The 14,818-nt window shown below is 64.5% G+C and carries 16 protein-coding genes; 6 read left to right on the plus strand and 10 right to left on the minus strand.

What is annotated here, in order from left to right:
* Nucleotides 1-7 precede the first annotated feature (7 nt).
* Nucleotides 8-994: an adenosine kinase gene (locus WP12_RS08710; RefSeq protein WP_046193321.1), complete on the plus strand. Its 987-nt coding sequence runs from the start codon at nt 8-10 to the stop codon at nt 992-994.
* Nucleotides 995-1,087: 93 nt separating this feature from the next.
* Here WP12_RS08710 and WP12_RS08715 read toward each other — a convergent pair whose 3' ends face one another.
* The 4 genes from WP12_RS08715 to WP12_RS08730 all read right to left on the minus strand — a co-directional run bounded on the left by WP12_RS08715 (nt 1,088) and on the right by WP12_RS08730 (nt 3,591).
* Nucleotides 1,088-1,516 (minus strand): ExbD/TolR family protein, encoded by a 429-nt coding sequence (locus WP12_RS08715; protein ID WP_046193322.1) that lies wholly within the window; start codon nt 1,514-1,516, stop codon nt 1,088-1,090.
* Nucleotides 1,517-1,540: 24 nt separating this feature from the next.
* Nucleotides 1,541-2,023 (minus strand): ExbD/TolR family protein, encoded by a 483-nt coding sequence (locus tag WP12_RS08720; RefSeq protein ID WP_046193323.1) that lies wholly within the window; start codon nt 2,021-2,023, stop codon nt 1,541-1,543.
* Between the two features lie 120 nt (nt 2,024-2,143).
* Complete coding sequence (locus tag WP12_RS08725; RefSeq protein WP_046193324.1) at nt 2,144-2,869, minus strand: MotA/TolQ/ExbB proton channel family protein; 726 nt, start codon at nt 2,867-2,869, stop codon at nt 2,144-2,146.
* A gap of 77 nt (nt 2,870-2,946) precedes the next feature.
* Complete coding sequence (locus tag WP12_RS08730; RefSeq protein WP_046193325.1) at nt 2,947-3,591, minus strand: energy transducer TonB; 645 nt, start codon at nt 3,589-3,591, stop codon at nt 2,947-2,949.
* A gap of 249 nt (nt 3,592-3,840) precedes the next feature.
* On the opposite strand from WP12_RS08730, the gene WP12_RS08735 reads away from it, so the two are divergent.
* Nucleotides 3,841-4,728, plus strand: a complete 888-nt coding sequence (locus tag WP12_RS08735; protein ID WP_235399067.1) for a hypothetical protein — start codon at nt 3,841-3,843, stop codon at nt 4,726-4,728.
* Nucleotides 4,729-4,734: 6 nt separating this feature from the next.
* On the opposite strand, the gene WP12_RS08740 is transcribed toward WP12_RS08735, so the two are convergent.
* The 3 genes from WP12_RS08740 to WP12_RS08750 form a co-directional block, all read right to left on the minus strand.
* On the minus strand, nt 4,735-5,133 hold the full coding sequence (locus tag WP12_RS08740) for a dihydroneopterin aldolase (protein WP_046193326.1): 399 nt from the start codon (nt 5,131-5,133) through the stop codon (nt 4,735-4,737).
* A complete protein-coding gene (locus WP12_RS08745; protein WP_046193327.1) occupies nt 5,133-5,894 on the minus strand; it encodes an SDR family oxidoreductase in 762 nt (253 codons plus the stop codon). The genes WP12_RS08740 and WP12_RS08745 overlap by 1 nt, the downstream gene beginning before the upstream one ends.
* A 124-nt stretch (nt 5,895-6,018) precedes the next feature.
* Nucleotides 6,019-6,654, minus strand: coding sequence for a glutathione S-transferase family protein (locus WP12_RS08750; RefSeq protein WP_046193328.1), 636 nt, complete (start codon nt 6,652-6,654; stop codon nt 6,019-6,021).
* Nucleotides 6,655-6,758: 104 nt separating this feature from the next.
* Here WP12_RS08750 and WP12_RS08755 point away from each other — a divergent pair, with 104 nt between their 5' ends.
* The 4 genes from WP12_RS08755 to WP12_RS08770 are packed head-to-tail and all read left to right on the plus strand — an operon-like array spanning nt 6,759 to nt 9,738.
* The gene (locus WP12_RS08755; protein ID WP_084691051.1) at nt 6,759-7,349 is read left to right on the plus strand and encodes a GNAT family N-acetyltransferase; all 591 of its coding nucleotides are present in this window, start codon (nt 6,759-6,761) and stop codon (nt 7,347-7,349) included.
* A gap of 15 nt (nt 7,350-7,364) precedes the next feature.
* Nucleotides 7,365-7,931: a DUF1285 domain-containing protein gene (locus tag WP12_RS08760; protein WP_046193329.1), complete on the plus strand. Its 567-nt coding sequence runs from the start codon at nt 7,365-7,367 to the stop codon at nt 7,929-7,931.
* Nucleotides 7,928-8,539 carry a CoA pyrophosphatase gene (locus tag WP12_RS08765; RefSeq protein WP_046193330.1) on the plus strand — a complete coding sequence of 204 codons (612 nt, stop codon included), beginning with the start codon at nt 7,928-7,930 and terminating at the stop codon, nt 8,537-8,539. Before WP12_RS08760 ends, WP12_RS08765 begins: the two co-directional genes overlap by 4 nt.
* Nucleotides 8,536-9,738 carry a CCA tRNA nucleotidyltransferase gene (locus tag WP12_RS08770; protein WP_046193331.1) on the plus strand — a complete coding sequence of 401 codons (1,203 nt, stop codon included), beginning with the start codon at nt 8,536-8,538 and terminating at the stop codon, nt 9,736-9,738. Before WP12_RS08765 ends, WP12_RS08770 begins: the two co-directional genes overlap by 4 nt.
* Here WP12_RS08770 and WP12_RS08775 read toward each other — a convergent pair.
* The 3 genes from WP12_RS08775 to gcvA all read right to left on the minus strand — a co-directional run bounded on the left by WP12_RS08775 (nt 9,714) and on the right by gcvA (nt 14,761).
* Nucleotides 9,714-11,498: a putative bifunctional diguanylate cyclase/phosphodiesterase gene (locus WP12_RS08775; protein WP_046193332.1), complete on the minus strand. Its 1,785-nt coding sequence runs from the start codon at nt 11,496-11,498 to the stop codon at nt 9,714-9,716. The genes WP12_RS08770 and WP12_RS08775 overlap by 25 nt on opposite strands.
* A gap of 72 nt (nt 11,499-11,570) precedes the next feature.
* A complete protein-coding gene (gene parC, locus WP12_RS08780) occupies nt 11,571-13,823 on the minus strand; it encodes a DNA topoisomerase IV subunit A (RefSeq protein ID WP_046193333.1) in 2,253 nt (750 codons plus the stop codon).
* A 50-nt stretch (nt 13,824-13,873) separates the two neighbouring features.
* Nucleotides 13,874-14,761: a transcriptional regulator GcvA gene (gene gcvA / locus WP12_RS08785; RefSeq protein ID WP_046193334.1), complete on the minus strand. Its 888-nt coding sequence runs from the start codon at nt 14,759-14,761 to the stop codon at nt 13,874-13,876.
* Nucleotides 14,762-14,818 lie beyond the last annotated feature (57 nt).

The following is a 14,818-nucleotide window of genomic DNA, read 5'->3' on the forward strand; positions in this document are numbered from 1 at the left end:
AAATATAATGACCGAAGCGACCCTCGATGTCGTTGGCATCGGCAATGCGATCATCGATCTTCTCGCCCATTCGGAGGATGCGTTCCTCGACCAGCACAAGCTCGCCAAGGGCGCGATGACCCTGATCGACGAGCCGACCGCCGAACGGCTTTATACCGCGATGGGGCCGGTCACGCGCGCATCGGGCGGATCCGCCGGCAACACGATCGCCGGGCTCGGATCGCTGGGTGCGGCATGCGGCTATATCGGCAAGCTGCGCGATGACGAGCTGGGCGACGCCTATCGTCACGATCTCCTCGCCGCGGGGGTCCGCTTCACCACCGCAATGGCGACCGAAGGTCCGGCCACCGCACGGTGCATCATCTTCGTCACTTCGGATGGCGAGCGGACGATGAACACCTATCTGGGCGCCTGCGTGAACCTGACCGCCGACGATATCGACGAGACGCTCGTCGCCTCGGCGAAGATCACCTATCTTGAGGGTTATCTCTACGACGATCCGCAAGCCAAGGCGGCGTTCCACCGCGCCGCCGACATAGCTCATGCCGCCGGGCGCAAGGTCGCCCTGTCGCTGTCGGACAGTTTCTGCGTCGAACGCCACCGCGACGATTTTCTCGATCTGGTCGCAAACCGGATCGACATCCTCTTCGCCAACGACAGCGAGGTCGCCTCGCTCTTTCCGGACACCGGGCTCGACGCTGCGCTCGACCGGCTGTCGGCGATGGTCGACCTCGCAGCCGTCACCCTGGGCTCGGAAGGGTCGATCGTGGTGCGCGGCGGCGAACGGATCAAGAGCCCGGCCGCGAAGGTCGAGCGGGTCGTCGACACTACCGGCGCGGGCGATCTCTACGCCGCCGGTTTCCTCTACGGGCTGACCAACGAGCTGCCCCTTGCCGAATGCGCGCGGATCGCCGGTCTGGCGGCGGCGGAAGTCATCTCGCATTTCGGCGCGCGGCCCGAAACTCCGCTGCGCGAATATGCCGCCCTCGCCTGACATGGATTTTCGTTCCGGCAGAGCCCGGCAAAGCGACAAAAAAAGGGCGGCCCCGAGAGGCCGCCCTTTCTGTTTCAGGCTGATGGAGCCGCCTTAGAAGGCGCCGCCATAAGCTTCATTACCGACGAAGCCCATCTTCTCGACCTGAGCGCGCTTGGTAACAGCGAGCACCTCGTCGACCACCACGTAGCGGGCCTGCGGGTCGGGCTGCAGATGCAGCTCGGGGATCGGGTTCATCGTCTGGGTGATGTCCAGATACTGGCGCAGCTGGATCTTCGTGATCGGAGCGCCATTCCAGAGAATCTCACCCGCCGGCGTGATCACCACCTTGTTCTTCACCGGCTCGATCGGCGGCGGCGCTGCGTTGGTCTGGTCCTGTGGAAGGTCCAGCTTAACGGCATGCGTCTGGATCGGAATGGTGATGATGAACATGATCAGGAGCACCAGCATCACGTCGATCAACGGCGTGGTGTTGATGTCCATCATCGGCTCGCCTTCGGCAGTACCTGCTGACATTGCCATGATTAAAACTCCTCGAAAGCGATATCAGAGACGCGCGGTGGCGTAGCCGGCGGGCGGTTCTGAGATGAAGCCGACGCGGGTGAACCCGGCGCGCTGCATGTTGAACACCGCTCCACCGATGCACCGATACGGCGTATTGACGTCGCCACGGATGTGGACCTCGGGAAGTTCGAGACCTGGCGCGCTCGGACCGCCCTGCTTGTCGATCTCCTTGCGGAGCTTGACGACCGCGCGGTCGATCAGTTCCTGTGCCGTGACCCTGGTCTGGCCCCAATAAACTTCGCAGGCGCCGTTTGAAGCCGCGCGCACCGACAGGGAGACGTTCTCCGGCTTGGTCGTAGTCGCTTCGAAGACCACGCTAGGAAGCTTAACAGGAACCGTCTGAATCGCGACGGGAACGGTGATGAGGAAGATGATCAGAAGCACCAGCATGACGTCGACGAGCGGCGTCGTGTTGATGTCCGACATCGGGGCGTCGTTTTCGGCGGGGCCCGCACTCATGGCCATCGGCACAAATCCTATCTGCTTGGGCGGCTCAACGGACAGCCGGCTTGACTACCGGCTCCGGGCCTTTCGTTCCTGGCGAACGGGGCAGGCACAACGCGCCTGCCCCTATTCGTCAGCCGCTTACTTCTTGATCGCAGCCGCCGGAGCAGCCTTGACCGCAACGGCAGGCTTCACCGCACCGGCCGACACCATGTAGCCATGCAGATCGGTCGAGAAGGCAGCAAGCTGCTCCGCAACGACCTTGTTGCGGCGGATCAGCCAGTTGTAGCCGAGCACGGCCGGAACGGCCACGGCGAGACCAAGCGCGGTCATGATCAGAGCTTCACCGACCGGGCCGGCGACCGCGTCGATCGAGGCCTGACCGGCAGCACCGATCTTGATGAGGGCGCGGTAGATACCGATAACGGTACCAAACAGACCGACGAACGGCGAGGTCGAGCCGACGGTAGCGAGAACCGCAAGGCCGTTGCCGAGCTTCGAGTTCACGGCAGCCTGGCTGCGAGCGAGCGAGCCGGTCAGCCACTCATGCTGGTCGACAGGGTCGGTCAGCTTGGTGTGCTGGTCCTGGGCGAGCAGGCCGTCGTCGACGATCTGGCGATAGGCCGAGTTCTTCTCGAGCTTGGCCTGTCCGTCGCGGAGGCTGGGGGCGGTCCAGAAGGTCGCACGCGCCTTCTTGCCCTGATTCAGGATCTTCTGCTGCTCGAGCAGCTTGGTGAACATGATGTACCAGGAAGCCGCCGACATGACGACGAGGATGATGAAAGTCGCCCATGCGATCGTGCCACCCTGCTCGAGGGCGGCCATCAGGCCATATGGGTTGGAACCGGCGGCTGCGGGACTAGCCATAACTGAATTTCCTTCTCTGAATCTTGTATAGAATAATGTCGTGAGACCGAGGCCGGCCGGAGCCAGCCCCGCCAGGATCAATCCTTCGGAATTCGCCAGGTGAAGCGGCCGTTATAGACACCCGTCACCGGATTGCCGGCTGCATCCTTGCCGATGTTGAATCGGGCACGGCGCTGCAACAGGCGGCAGGCGGTGGTGTCGAGCGCCGGGAACCCACTGCTGCCCGTGATCGTGCATGCAGTGACCTTGCCGTCGGTGCCGACGTCGAGCCTGTATCCGACCGTTCCCTCTTCGTTGTTACGAAGCGACGACGAAGGATAATCCTCGGTCGACATCAGGGATTGGAAATTGCCTCGCGGCGTCACACGCACAGCCTGACTGACCGGCGGTGCCGGCGGTGCCGTGGGCGTGATGACCGGCGGCGGAGCGACCGGTACCGACACGATCGTTGGAGCAACCGTCGGCGCAACCTGTACGATCGGCGGCGGCGCCACGACGGGCGGCGGCTCGACGACCTGTTCAGGCGGCGGCGGGGGCGGCTGGTCCGGCGGCGGAGGAGCCTCTTCTTCCACGTCGAACGTCTTCAGATCGCGGGCGACCTTCTTCACGACGTTGTACGCAAGCCCGGTGACGAAGGCATAGCCGATGATTGCATGAAGCAGAATCACCAGCCCGATCGACACCGCCTTGCGGGTGCTCATCGATTGATCAGCATAAGCCATTAAGGAACTACACTCCCTCCAATCCATAAGCCTGCAAAAGGCGCCGGGATGCACCGATGGCGTACCATCGTTGCCCGGCCCCACACCCGCCATATGTCTTTTAATATTTAGCGGAAGTGTGTCCTTATCGCGACAGTTCGATCGACGCAATAACCCAAACGCCAAGCATGTTACGGTTTTGAGGCATAGCTCCGCCCGCTCCGTCCCGCTATTGAGCATGAGCTTGTAGTGGCAATGAGGACTTCACCGATGCGTCGACTGGTTAGCGCCCGCGAGAAATCCACTTTTGGTATGCTTTTTGCTTTTGGCTCACTGTGTATCCCGGCTTGCGCTCTCATCGCGCCCCTCGCGCCGGCCACGGCCCAGGCGCAGACAAGCCCCGAAATCCGGGCGCTTTCCTACGCCGACATCGCTGATCTGGCACTTCCGGCGCAGCTTGTCGCGGGGGTCACCATAGCCAAGGCAGAGCGGCTCAAAGGCGATCTCGCGCCGGGTCTCGCGGCCGATAAGGCGCGTTTTTTGATCCAGGCAAACACCGCGATGCTGCTTCGCGGAGCTGACGGAATGCCGGGCGTGATCAGCTATATCGTCGATGTCCCGCTCGACGCGAAGGGCAAACCACCCAAGCTTAAGAAGAGTCGGTTCATCCTGTTCGCCGACCGGGTCGCCGGACGGCCGCAGGAGATCCGTCTCACCTCGCCCTACTCGCAGCTCGATTGGACACCTGCGAACGAATCGCGCCTGCGGGCGATTCTCACCGAGGCGAGCGCTGCATCGAGCCCGCCGCACGTCACCGGAATCGGCAATGCCTTTCACGTCCCCGGCGCGATTCCGGGCGAAAGCGAATCCCAGATTTTTCTGACGACGCGTGACAATCGCCCGATCTCGCTATCGGTGTTGCGCCGTCCGGGCGAGCAACCCGCATGGTCGGTAGCGCTTGGCGAGATGGTCGACGACAGCGCCACAACACCCGCGCGGGACTCGCTGCTTTGGTATCGGCTCGCCTGCTTTCTTCCGCCGAGACTTCCGGCCAAGAGCGTAGCCGCGCTATCCGAAGGCGATGCGGCGGCGGTGCGAATCGATTATCGCTATGTCCTGGAGCAATTGGGGGCATGCGAACGGACGATCGCGCGCTGAGCCTCTCTAGAAGGAAGTCAGCTCGACTCCGACCGCCGCGCAATCCGGATATACATCGGGCTTGCTGGTCGCGACGCGCAGTCCTTTGACTCCGGCCCGCGCGGCAATCAGCGTGTAAATTTCACGCGCGAGTGTTTCCTGGAGATTATAGCGCCGGCCCTCGACCAGACGGAGGATCTCCGTCCGCAGGAAATCATAATCCCAGGCCGCCGCCACCACATCTTCGGCTGCGAAGTTGGCATCATCGAGCCATATCTCGACCGTGATGAAGATGCGCTGCGGATTACCGACCTCGAATTCGTGGAAGCCGATATCGACCGGCACCGAGAGATCCCGGAGCAGGATGCGCCGCGTTCGGGGCAGCAGGCTATCAGGCACGAGCCCGTCGAGCGCAGCGGGATCCATCAGGACTCCATATATTGGACGTCGCGCGTCAGACCCAGGAAACGCTGACCGCCGTCGAGGGTGATCGTCTGCCCGGTGATCGTCGGCACGCTGATCAGGAAGCGGAGCGCCGCGATGATATCCCCGACGTCGACCCCCCGCCCGAGCGCATTGAGATTGTGCACCTTGTCGAAATTCTCTCGGCTCTGCGGCCCGGATACCATCGTCACCGACGGGGCGATCGCGTTCACCCTGATGCGATCCGACGCCAGGCTGCGGGCAAGCAGTTCGTGCACCCCGGCAAAGGCGATCTTGGAAATGGTATAGGTGAAGAAGTCCGCGTTGAGCGCCGACAGCTTCGCGTCGAGCATGTTGACGATCAGCCCCGCCGCCCCGTCGGGCACCGCCGCGGCGAAAGCGCGCGACAGTAGAGCCGGTCCGCGCGCATTGGCGGCCATATGTATGTCCCAGGCCTCGGTCGTGAAATCGTCGAGCCCGTCATAGACGAATGTCGAGGCGCTGTTAACCAGCAGCGCGGGCGGCGGCATGCCATCCAAGGCGGCGATGACCCGATGGGCGCCATCCGCCGCCGCGAGGTCCGCCTGGACCGTACGAGCGCGCGGCAGGCCGGCGGCGAGCGCGCGGGCCTCGTCCCCCGAATTGCGATAATGGATCAGCACATCCCAGCCATCGGCCGCCAATGCCCTGGCGATCTCGGCCCCGATCCGTTTGGCGGCGCCGGTGACGATCGCGGTTCTGGCCATGCCGAATTCAGCTGTCATTGCCGCCTGCGATAGGCGCTGCCCGAAAATCGGGCAAGCCGGTCGGGGCGCCATGATATGATGCGCGCGGAGGGCGCTATCCACAGCTTATCCACAGCCTGTCCACAATTGGTGGGGAAAAGCCTCATGCCGCCGCCGATGGCCGCGCCGACATCTCGGCATGCCAGCGGGCCAGAGCGGGGCGGCCCTCGCGCGGATCGGGCAGGCGCGTCCCCATGCCGAAATCGATCGAGACGAGCGCGGCAATGTCCGCCATCGAGAAGTTTGCCCCCGCCACGAAGCGCCGCTGTTCGAGTCGCGCGTCGAGCACATCGGCGAAAGCCGTCCACATCGTGCGGCCCCGCTCCACCATCGCCGGGATCTGTTCGATCGGCGGCCATTCCCCACTGACCGCGCGGCCGGCGAACACGCCCACCTTGTTCCGGAACGCGGCCGCCACCGCCTGAAAACAATCATGTTCGATGCGGCGAAGCCAGGACTCGATCAGGCCGATCTCCACCGGCGTCCTGCCGAACATTGGCGGGTCGGGCTGAAGGGCCTCGAAGTAACGGCAGATGCCGAGCGAATCGTCGATCAGCGTGCCATCGTCCAGCAACAGCACCGGTATCTGCCGCTGCGGGTTGATGCCGACAAAGTCGGGGTCGAGATGCTCGCCCGTCTTGATGTCGACCTGAATCCGCTCGACGGCTATGCCCTTTTCGGCCAGGAAAATACGCACCCGGCGCGGGCTCGGCGCCCAATCGGCATCGAAAAGCTTCATAAAAGCGCAACCTGATTTTGCTTGGCAATCATCTGCGAACCGCTAAACGCGCCCGTCCGCGCCGTCCAGACGGTTCGGCATATCATACAGGATAGATTCGCGAATTGATCACACTGGTTCCCATCGCATCGGTTGACCTTTTCGAGGTCGAAGAGCTTCTCGACGAGGCTTTTGGAACGGATCGCCACCAGCGGACCGCCTATCGCCTGCGCGAGGGGACCGACCCCGTTCCCGAACTGAGCCTCGCGGCGGTCGAGGATGGCGTGCTGGTGGGCTCGATCCAATGCTGGCCGGTCCAGCTCACCGATGCCGGAGGCAACATCGCTCCGCTGATCCTCGTCGGCCCGGTCGCGGTCCGCCCCGAAAGGCAGCGCGACGGCATTGGCCGCATGCTGGTGGCGGCGGCGCTCGACCGGTCGGACGTGCTGGACAGCGAGCCGATGATGCTCATCGGCGACGCGGACTATTATGATCGCTTCTTCGGCTTCTCCGCCCGGCACACTGGCGGATGGACCCTGCCCGGCCCCGTCGATCGCGATCGATTGCTGGTGCGGCTGCGCTCCGGCCAGCAGGTGCCGCCGCACGCGGCGCTCGGCCCGCGCGGCGCGGCGACGGGCCCTGATTCATCGCGGTCAGCCGAAGAACAAAGTGCATCCGCCCCGGCCGATCAGGCCCTTGTGCCCGGCGGCGATTGACGGCACAGCGCCGTCATGCCCGAGACGCGCCCTCCTCAGGATTTCGCCGGTCTGTCGCTCAGCGACATCGCCGCGCTGGGCGCGGAGAACAAGCTGCCGCCGGTCGAGAAATGGAATCCGGATCATTGCGGCGATAGCCATATGCGGATCGCCAGCGACGGAACCTGGTTCCACGAGGGTTCGCCGATCGGACGCCCCGCGATGGTGCGCCTGTTCTCCACCATCCTTCGTCGCGAAGCCGATGGCGGCTATGTGCTTGTCACGCCGGTCGAGAAACTGTCGATCGCGGTCGACGACGCGCCGTTCGTCGCCGTCGAACTCAAGAGCGAGGGTCGGGGCGAGCAGCGCCGCCTCGCCTTCCGGCTCAACACCGGCGATATCGTCATCGCCGATGGCGAGCATCCGCTCCGCGTTAGTGAAAAGGATGACGGACCACATCCTTATGTGACGGTCCGCAAGGGGCTCGACGCGCTGATCGCGCGATCGGTCTATTATGAGCTGGTAAACCTCGCACTCGACGAGGGGCATGAGCCTCCCGGCCTATGGAGCGAGGGCCAATTCTTCGCGCTCGACGCGCAATGAACCGCCTCGCCGAGCGCCTGCGGCGCAGCTTCGCGGATCATGACGAAACCGAAGCCGCGCCTCTGCTCGATCAGCCCGATCTGATTGCCGATGTAGGAAGGCTGATACACGCCGCGGTGCTGGTCCCGATCATCGATGCCCCGATACCCCGCGTCCTGCTTACCGTCCGCGACGCCGGGCTTCGCTCGCATGCCGGGCAAGTCGCCTTTCCCGGCGGCAGGCTCGATCCCGAGGATGACGGCCCGATCGGGGCGGCCTTGCGCGAGGCGTGGGAAGAGGTCGGCCTGCCCGCCGATCGGGTAGACATCATCGGCGCGACTCGCTCGCATGCGACCGGTTCGGGCTACCTGATCACGCCGGTGATCGGCGTCATTCCCGACGGACTGGAGCTGAAGCCGCACGAAGCCGAGGTTGCCGGGGTTTTCGAGGTACCGCTCGATCATCTGCTTGCCGAGGCAAATCATCTACGCAAATCCGCGATCTTCAACGGGATCGAAAGGCATTTCTATGAGATCGACTGGCCGGAAGAGCGCATCTGGGGGGTAACGGCAGGGCTGATCGTAAGCCTCGCCCCGCGTCTGCGCGGCGCCATCGGAACGCTGGCATGACCCGTCTGCCCGATGCCGCCTGGCGCAACAATGCCGGGCTTAACGCATTGATCGCCGCGCTGGGTGGGACTGAGGGCGATATCCGCTTCGTCGGCGGCGCGGTCCGCGACACGCTGCACGGCATGGCCGTCAAGGATATCGACTGTGCGACCCGGCTGCTCCCCGAAGAGAGCAGCCGCCGCATCGCCGCTGCCGGCTTCAAGGCGATTCCGACCGGGATCGCACATGGTACCGTGACCGCCCTGCTCCCATCCGGACCGGTCGAGGTGACGACGTTGCGCCGGGATGTCTCGACGGATGGCCGCCATGCCGTGGTCGCCTTCACCGACGAATGGCGAGAAGACGCAGCGCGGCGCGACTTCACGATCAATGCGCTTTCGGCCGATCCGTTGAGCGGTGAGGTCCATGACTATTTCGGCGGCATCGCCGATCTGGAAAAAGGCATTGTCCGCTTCATCGGCGACCCGCTGCAAAGGATCGCCGAGGATCACCTCCGCATCCTGCGACTGTTCCGCTTCCACGCCCGCTTCGGTCGCGGCGCGCCGGATGCTGCTGGGCTCGCCGCCTGCATCGCCCGTGCGAACGACCTGATGGCGCTATCGCGCGAGCGGATTGCCGACGAACTGCTCAAGCTGCTGACCTGCCCCGATCCGGGGCCCACCGTACGGCTGATGGCCGACAATGGGATATTCCGCCCGATCATTCCGGAGATCGACGCTGCCGGCGTCGAGCGGCTCGTCACGCTGATCGCGCGCGAGCGGGAGGCCGGGATCGCGGGCAATGCCCTGCGGCGACTCGGCGCGCTGCTCCCGATCGATGCCGGGACTGCGGTGTCGATCGCAAAGCGCCTCAAGCTTTCAAAAGCCGCCACGCGCCGGCTCGAACAGGCGCTGTCGGATGCGGATTCGGCGCGCGCGCTGGCCTATCGCTACGGACCTGAGGTCGCTGCGGATGTCCTGTTGCGCGGCGGCGATGACGTAGAAATGCTCGGACTGGAGCAGCTCACGAACTGGGAGCGTCCTCGCCTGCCGGTCGGCGGCGGCGACCTGATCGGGATGGGCCTGAAGGCGGGACCGACAGTCGCGGCGACGTTGCAGGCGATCGAGCGGCGCTGGATCGCCGAAGATTTTCCCGGCGGTGATCGCGTTACCGCGATCACCGCCGAAGAAGTCGATCAGGCCATTCGCTCGCGCAAATAGGCATAGGCCTGATCCGCGGGCAGCGGACGGGCGAAATAATAGCCCTGTGCGACGTCGCAACCCAGGCCGATCAGCGTTTCCACCAGCTCCTGCGTCTCGACGCCTTCGGCGGTGGTGGTCATGCCCAGCGCCGATGCGAGGCCGAGCACCGCGCGGACGATGGCGACCGAGTCGCGGTCCTCCAGCATCGGAGCTATGAAGCTGCGGTCGATCTTGAGCACGTCGATCGGCAGGCGTTGGAGATAGGCGAGGCTCGAATAGCCGGTGCCGAAATCGTCCATCGCGATCAGGACGTCGAGATCGTGGATCGCGCGCAACACATTGGCGATGCCATCGGGGTCGCTGACGATACAGCTTTCGGTGAGCTCGATCTTGAGCCGGTTACCCCCGATGCCGCTCTCCATCAGCGCGGCATTCACGGCGGCGACGACATCGTCGCGCTGGAACTGCACCGCCGAGACATTGACCGCCACGTGGACGGGCAACTGCATGCCGGCCTTGCGATCCCATTCGGCGAGCGTGCGGGTGGCGGCGCGCAGGGCCCAGCGTCCAAGCGGTACGATCAGTCCCGATTCCTCAGCGACCGGGATGAACTCGGCCGGCGAGATGGTGCCCTTCTCGGCATGCTCCCAACGGGCGAGCGCCTCGAAGCCCGAAACCCTCCCGGTGTTGAGGTCGATCAGCGGCTGGAAGGCGAGCTGAAGCTGGTCGCGCTCGATCGCGCGGCGCAATTCTGTTTCCAGGCTGAAGCGCTGGCGCGCGGCGGTGCTGTCGCACGCCTGATAGATTTCGGCATGCCCCGACTGCTTGGCGCGCTTCATCGCGAACTGGGCGTTGCGGATCAGGTCGTCGGCCGCGTCGATCGCAGAAGACATCATTGCGACGCCGACGGCGCAGTCGATCTTGATCTCCAGGTCGCCCAGGCGGATCGGGGTCGACAAACAGGCCTGCATACGCCGGGCCGCGCGCATCGCCTCCGAACTGTCGTCGGCGACGCTGAGCAGCACTGCGAATTCGTCGCCCGCGAGCCGGGCGAGCACATCACCCGCGCGCAACGCCGATATCAGCCGCCGGGCCACCGTAATGATCAGTTCGTCGCCGGCCAGGGATCCGACGCCTTCATTGACCCGGCTGAAGCGCGTGAGATCGACCAGCAGGACCGCGAACTGGCGGCCTTCGGTCTCGAAATTGAGCATCGCGCTTTCGACCTGCTCGGTGAAGGCGGCGCGGTTGGGCAGGCCGGTCAGGCTGTCGCGCAGCATCTGCGAACGCAGCGAACGCTCGCCTTCGACTTGCTGGGTGCGATCGATCAGCGAAACCATGCAACGCGGAGCCTGCGATTCGCTACCGCTCAGGCGCGCCAGCCGGATCGCGAAGTGGCGGCCACTGATGCCGTCGCCCTCCTCCATATCGAAGGATCTTTCCTGTTCGTCGGAAAGCAGGAATGCCTCGACCACCGGCAGCAGCGGGAGAGCTATGCCGGCGCAAAGATCGCTTCCGGCGTCCGCCTCGATGAAGCTGCCTCGGCGATCGGCGAGCTGCAAAAATGCCCGGTTTCTGGTCAAAATTATCGGCTTGCGATCGACCAGTGCGACGATGGCGATCGCGATCGGTAGCGTGTCGATGAACTCTTGCCGCTCGGCGCTGCGGGGCGTGTCGAGCAGTTCCTGAAAGGCGACGGGCAGGATATGCGTCGGCGACGCGGCAGGCTCGAGACCCTTACCGGCTGGTATAACTATCTGGGTTTTCGCCGCCCGCATCGTCCGACCGCATTAGCAGCCGAGGGTTAACGCTCTGTTTCGAAGCAGTTAGGGGTTCGGTTACCCGCGACGCTAGCCCCCGAAACGATTGTCGCGCGGGAAGCCGACCGGCGGCATCCGGCCCGCCGCGCCGCGCGCCGCGCGCCACGGAGTCAGATCGGTCTCGGTACGGGTACGGCCGCTGTCGCCGCCCATCGTCCAGCTTAGACCGTCGTCCAGCCGGAAGCTGATGACGTCCGACAGTCCGCCATCCTTGTAGCGCTGAATGGTGACACCCTGCCCGCGTGACATGCGCGGCAACTCGCTCAGCGGGAAGATCACCATCTTGCGGTTATCGCCGATGGCCGCGACATAATCGTCCGCAGTCGAAACCGGATGGATCACCTTGAGTCGTCCGCCCTCGCGCAGGTTCACCACCTGCTTGCCCTTGCGGGTCTCGGCGGTCACTTCGCCCATGTCGACGACGAAACCCTTGCCCTCGGCCGAGGCCAGCAGCAGCTCGTTACCGGCCTTCGCGACCAGCAGCGCGGCGACGCGCGCATCGGCATCGATGTCGGCGAACAGCCGCACCGGTTCGCCAAATCCGCGCCCGCCGGGCAGCTTATCGGCGGGCAGCGTGTAGAAGCGCCCCTGATCGGTCGCGAGCAGGATGCGATCGGTGGTCTGTGCGCGGATCGCATAGGACGGACCATCGCCCTCCTTGAACTTCACCGCGGCGATCGCGGCGTCGTCGACATGGCCCTTCATGGCGCGGATCCAACCCCGTTGCGACAGGATCACCGTCACCGGCTCGCGCTCGATCATGGCCTCCAGCGGGATCTCCCGCGCCGGTCCGGCTTCGGACAGCGTGGTTCGCCGCGCGCCAAGCTTCGTCTCTGGCCCATAGCGGTCGCGCAGCGCGGTGAGGTCACGCTTCATCCGGGTGCGCTGACGCGCCGGGCTCTCGATCAATGCTTCCAGGCCCTTGCCCTCGGCATCGAGCGTGTCCCGCTCCTTCTTGATCTCATACTCTTCGAGACGGCGCAGGCTGCGCAGGCGCATGTTGAGGATCGCCTCGGCCTGGCGGTCGGTCAGGCCGAATTCGGCGATCATCACCGGCTTGGGCTCATCCTCTTCGCGGATGATCTGGATCACCCGGTCGAGGTTGAGATAGGTGATCAGATAGCCATCGAGCAATTCGATGCGATCGGCGATCTTGGCGAGCCGATGCTGCGAGCGCCGGATCAGCACCTCGAACTGATGCTTCAGCCAGGCCGACAGCACGTCCTTGAGGCTCATCACGCCGGGGGTCCGGCTGGCGTCGAGGACGTTCATATTGAGCGGCACGCGAGTTTCGAGGTCGGTCAGCCGGTACAGGCTCTCGGTCAGCGTGTCGGGATCGACGGTGCGGCTGCGCGGCTCAAGGACGATCCGGATGTCTTCGTCGCTCTCGTCGCGAACGTCGGCAAGGATCGGCAACTTCTTGTCGTTGATGAGCTCCGCGATCTGCTCGATCAGCTTGGATTTCTGAACCTGGAAGGGGATGTGGCTGACGATGAGGTGCCACCCGCCCCCCTTCTCGTCGACCTTCTCGATCAGTGCGCGGACGCGAAAGGCGCCCCGCCCGGTCGCATAGGCCTCGGCGATCAGCGCCCGATTGTCGACGAGCACGCCACCGGTCGGGAAATCTGGCCCCTGCACGAACTGCATCAGCTCGGCGGTGTCGGCCTCGGGCTTGTCGATCAGCAGCACCGCCGCGTCGATCAGCTCGGCGACATTGTGCGGCGGGATCGATGTCGCCATGCCGACGGCGATGCCGCTAGCGCCATTGGCGAGCAGATTGGGGAACAGGCCGGGGAATATTTCCGGCTCTTCTTCCTCGCCATTATAGGTCGGACGAAAATCGACCGTGCCTTCATCGAGCCCGGCCATCAATTCACCGGCGGCGGCGGTTAGGCGGGCTTCGGTATAGCGCATCGCCGCGGCGTTATCGCCGTCGATATTGCCGAAATTGCCCTGCCCGTCGACGAGCGGATAGCGCAGCGAAAAAGTCTGCGCGAGGCGAACCATCGCGTCATAAACCGACTGATCGCCATGCGGATGATATTTGCCGATGACGTCGCCGACGACCCGCGCGCATTTCTTATAGCCCGACGCGGGATCGAGCCTCAGCAACCGCATCGCCCAAAGCAACCGGCGGTGAACGGGTTTCAGGCCGTCGCGGACATCGGGTAGCGAGCGCGCCGTGATCGTCGACAGCGCATAGACCAGATAACGGTCGGAAAGCGCGCTATCGAAAGGGGTGTTGCGGATGCTGTCGTCGGGCAGCTCGGCGATATCGGTCATGGCCCGACCCTAGCTGGGAACGCAGGCGCTTCCAAGTTCCTCGCTCGGGCTCACTCGTCCGCGGCAACCTCGGCCATCAGCCATTCGCGAAACGCCTTCACCTTGGCGCTATTGAAGCGATGTTCGGGGCAGACCAGCCAGAAGTCGCTGCCGCTGCCGACATGCGGGAAGAGCCGGACGAGACGGCCGGTCGCCAGTTCGAAGCGCCAGAAACGCGGGGTCAGCATCGCCAGTCCATCGCCGGCAATCGCCGCCATTCCCTCGATCACCTGCGAGTCGACGTGGAGCGAGTAGCGGGCGAAATCCTCCCGGACGGTCACGCCAACCTGATCGAACCATGCCCGCCACCAGACATCGTCGGAGTTCAGCCGAAGCACCTCAAGCAATTGGGAAGGCTCGTCGAAAGGCCCCACCCGTTCCAGATAGGCAGGGCTGCACATCGGCGTGAAATCGGCGGGAAACATCTTCACCGCGCGCAGCCCGGGCCAATCGCCCTGACCTATGCGGATCGCGACGTCGACGCCATCATGGCCGAAATCCGCCAGGTCTCCCGTCGCGAGCAGACGGATGGCGATATCGGGCCGCGTCATCTGGAACTTGGCCAGGCGCGGCCCCAGCCAGCTTGCCGCGATACCCGGCGCCGCGCTTATCGTCAGCACGCCGCTCTCAACCTCGCGCACCTTGCCGAACGCCTCGTCGAGCATGTCGAACGCCGTCGAGATCTGCGGCGCCAGCCGCTGCCCCGCCGGGCTCAGCGACACCCGCCGTCCCGATCGCACGAACAGGCTGGTGCCCAACCGATCCTCGATCATCCTGACCTGATAGCTGACCGCCGCCTGGGTCATCGCCAGCTCTTCCGCGGCGCGGGTGAAGTTCAGGTGGCGGGCCGCCGCCTCGAACACCCGGACCGCACTCAGCGGGGGAATCTGTCGCGCCATATCGATAAACTCACCTTATCTATGACAATCGATAACCGATTGGCGTGAAGGAAGGAA

The sequence above is a fragment of the Sphingomonas sp. SRS2 genome (assembly GCF_000971055.1).
Classification (GTDB): domain Bacteria; phylum Pseudomonadota; class Alphaproteobacteria; order Sphingomonadales; family Sphingomonadaceae; genus Rhizorhabdus.